General features: G+C 63.2%; 5 protein-coding genes. 2 read left to right on the plus strand and 3 right to left on the minus strand.

The genetic code is table 11. The features are described from left to right. Window positions 1-182: 182 nt before the first annotated feature. Window positions 183-743, minus strand: a complete 561-nt coding sequence (locus tag EN984_RS26895) for a BA14K family protein (protein ID WP_127270702.1) — start codon at window positions 741-743, stop codon at window positions 183-185. Between the two features lie 189 nt (window positions 744-932). Here EN984_RS26895 and EN984_RS26900 point away from each other — a divergent pair, with 189 nt between their 5' ends. Then, window positions 933-2045 carry an endonuclease/exonuclease/phosphatase family protein gene (locus tag EN984_RS26900; protein ID WP_127384077.1) on the plus strand — a complete coding sequence of 371 codons (1113 nt, stop codon included), beginning with the start codon at window positions 933-935 and terminating at the stop codon, window positions 2043-2045. Between the two features lie 3 nt (window positions 2046-2048). After that, window positions 2049-2765 (plus strand): hypothetical protein, encoded by a 717-nt coding sequence (locus tag EN984_RS26905; protein WP_127270699.1) that lies wholly within the window; start codon window positions 2049-2051, stop codon window positions 2763-2765. Here the strand turns inward: EN984_RS26905 and EN984_RS26910 are convergent. After that, window positions 2762-3004, minus strand: a complete 243-nt coding sequence (locus EN984_RS26910; RefSeq protein ID WP_127270697.1) for a hypothetical protein — start codon at window positions 3002-3004, stop codon at window positions 2762-2764. The genes EN984_RS26905 and EN984_RS26910 overlap by 4 nt on opposite strands. A gap of 130 nt (window positions 3005-3134) precedes the next feature. After that, a partial coding sequence (locus tag EN984_RS26915) for an FtsX-like permease family protein (protein WP_127384078.1) occupies window positions 3135-3521 on the minus strand: 387 nt, incomplete at its 5' end.

Here is a 3521-nt window from a genome sequence, read left to right on the forward strand (position 1 = left end):
CCAAGCCGGCCCGCGCATGAGGCTCAATGCCTCTTGTCAAAATCTCCTGACACAAACAGTCCAAGACACTTCAATCACATAACAAAAAACCCCGCCGAAAATCGACGGGGTTTGTCAGCAGTCTGAACGGCGCCAAGTGGCGCCGTTTTTCATTCTGTCGGTCAGCTCAGCTACAGGTCAGCTCAATAGGGTGAGTAGCACTGCTGGCGCGGGCCGTTGTAGGGCTGGAAGGTGTTGTCGTAGGCCCGGTACGACCGGTAGCGGTTGTAGCACCATTGGACATGGGCGCTCGAAAGCCGTCCCGCGCGGTAGTAGCGGCGCGGCGCCGGCCGATCGTAGTAGTCGTAATTGTTGTACATGCTGCCGAGGCCGAGCCCCAGGCCAAGGCCCAGGATCGCGGCACTCGCGCCATCATCGTAATAACGGCCGCCGCGATAGTGATGGCGACCATGGCGCCAACGCCAGTTGTCTCCGCCATTCCAGTGACCGCCGCCGCCCTGCCAGTGTCGACGGCCGCCGTTCCAGTTGCCCGACCGGCGCCATCTCCAATCATTGTTGAACTGACGGTTGTTGCCGCCCGCCCAGCTGTCGCGGACAGGCGTGACATTCGGCGCCGCCGTGCTGGTGGGTATCGACAGATCCGGCTGCATGATCGGTCCGGCGGCGGACGGTGCCGTGACGCCGGAAAGGATACCGAGGGCTATCAGCCCCGATTTGACCGTGGAAGAAAAGAGCGAATTCATTGCACTCTCCAAGAGTTACAGGCCCCGCGCCCACCCGAGGAATGGGGCAACAATGGATGTTTGCATCTGAACGGCGGATGAACGGAAAGGTTCCGTCAACCATGACGCGAACGCACCCAGGACCAATCGATCTCAGATGGTGGTCCTGCGCGCTTGTTTTCCGAAGCACTTGCGGGCAAAGGTCATGGCATGTCGCTGCGCCTTGCCACCTTCAATGTCGAGAACCTGATGAACAGGTTCGATTTTTCCGGCTATCGCAACCAGCTCAACGAGGATCGAACGCTGGCGCTGTTCGATATCCAGAGCGAGGCGGAATACAGGATCCTGGAGCAGGCCCGCGCCATCGCCCAGTCCGACGACACGCGCCAACTGACGGCGCTGGCGATCGCTGCCACCCGCGCCGACATCATCTGCATGCAGGAAGTCGACAATATCGAGGCGTTAAAGGCGTTCGAATACGGCTATTTGTTCAAGATGGTGGGGCAGGGCTACCGGCAGAAATACACCACATCGGGCAATGATTCGCGCGGCATCGACGTTGCCGTGATGATGCGCAACGAGACCGCGCAGGGCCAGCCGATCGAATTCGTGCGCATGACCAGCCATGCCTATGTCACCTACGAGCAGTTCGGGCTGCACACGCCGGAACTCGAGGCACTGGGCAATCAGGCCAATGAGCGCATTTTCCGGCGCGACTGCCTGGAGATCGACATCACCGTGGGCGGCGTGCCGCTGACGCTCTATCTCGTGCATTTCAAGTCGATGGGCTCGCCGCGCAACGGGCTCGACGGGCGCGAGGCGACGATGCCGGTGCGCATCGCCGAAGCGCTCCTCGATGATGCGGCGCACGGCCTGCGCTTCGGCAAGGACTATGCCGCCGACAAGAGCTGGGCGATCTGCGGCGACATGAATGATTATCGCCAGCGCGTGAAGGTGGCCGGCGATGCGATCGACGGCTATCGCTTCGAGGTGGTCGACGAAGCCCTGTCCTGCATCAACGTGCTGACGGCAGGCGGCTTTTGCGAAAATGTCGTCGAGAGGCGGCCGGAGATGAACCGCTGGAGCTTCTACCACACGCGAGGACCCGAAGAGCGGCATCTGTGCCAGCTCGACTACATCCTGTTGTCGAAGGGGCTCGCCGCCAGCAACGCAACGGCCGTTCCCGACATCATCCGCAACGGCCAGCCCTGGCGCACCATCTTTCCGCCGGGGCAGGAGGTCGAGCGGTTTCCGCGCGCCGGCTGGGACCGGCCGAAGGCATCGGACCATTGCCCAGTGGCGATCACGCTGGACATGACCTGACGCATGAGTTTCGACCTCCCGCGCAACGTCATCCTGCCGGTCGACGACATCGACGTCCGGCTCGATCCCGGTCCGCACCCTTTCGCAAGGGACAATGCAGAGGCGATCGCCGAGAACTGGCAGCACGAAATCGCCGCCAATCCGGCGCTGTTCGACGGCATGGTGGTGCTGCTGTCGCAACTTGCCTACCGCGACAGCCGTCTCGTCGGCCGCTGCCACGCGGTCAATTACTCGACGTTCATGCTGTGGCGGAAGCGGCGCGAGAATTCGGGCGCCGAGCATGCCTATGCCCATGCCATGCTGGTGGCCGGCGACAATGCGCTGGTGGCGATCCGCATGGGTCCTCACACAGTCAACGCCGGCCGCGTCTATTTCGCCGCCGGCTCGTTCGAGCCGATCGATTTTCGCGATGGGCTGGTCGACGTCGATTTCAACATGATCCGTGAGGTGCGCGAGGAAACCGGGCTCGACCTGTCAGGTGCGGAACGCGGCAAGCGCTACCATGCCATGTCGACCAGCAGCGGCACGGTGATCTTTCGCCGCTACCACGCGGCGGCGCCCGCCGACGAGATCGCCAGGCGCATCTCAGCCTTCGTCGCCACCGAGACCGAGCCGGAGATCGAGGGACCGGTGATCATCCGCCATGCCGCCGACCTGCCGGTCGGGCTGTCACCGCACATGAAGCCGCTGATCGAGTGGCATTTCGCAAACGGGAATTAAGGGCGCGTCTTATTCTGTGCCGCGTTGCGACCGTTGCGTGCGGCGACGAGGAACAGGATAAAGCCGATGCCGAGCAAGCCGCCCATCGCCATTCCCATGGTCTGGCCGACGACTGCCTGGAAGTCAGCGGTGACGCGATCGGGATTGGCCATGCCGAAGCGGGCGAGATACCACCAGATGCCTGCAAGACCTGCCTCGATGATCACCATCGCCAGGACCAGTCGCGCCTTCTTGCTCATCCGCTATTCCTCCGCCCAGGGTGAATTGCCCTAGCATCGCGAACGGCGCGGCGACAGTGGCGGGACCAGGTGGAAATGTCGAAGGCTGTGCAAAACCGGCTCGGGCTGGCTGCGTTCCGGCCGGGTTGCCCTACTCGTGCCTTAGCGCGTCGATCGGATCGAGCCTGGCGCCGCGCAATGCCGGGAAGAAGCCGAACACCATGCCGATCAGGGCGGAAAAGCCGACGGCGAGCAGGATCACCGCCGGGCTCGGCGCGAACGGGATGGTCAGCGTCACCGCGGCGAGGCCGGCCAGCGCCAGCCCGATCAGGATGCCGATAATGCCGCCGAGCAGCGACAGCACCGTGGCCTCGACCAGGAACTGGATGAGGATGTGCTTTTCATGCGCGCCGATGGCCAGCCTGATGCCGATCTCGCGGGTGCGTTCGGTGACCGACACCAGCATGATGTTCATGATGCCGATGCCGCCGACCAAAAGGCTGACGCCGGCCACCGCGCCCAGCATGCCGGTCATGGT

The organism is Mesorhizobium sp. M7A.F.Ca.CA.004.12.1.1 (genome assembly GCF_003997835.1).
Taxonomy (GTDB): domain Bacteria; phylum Pseudomonadota; class Alphaproteobacteria; order Rhizobiales; family Rhizobiaceae; genus Mesorhizobium.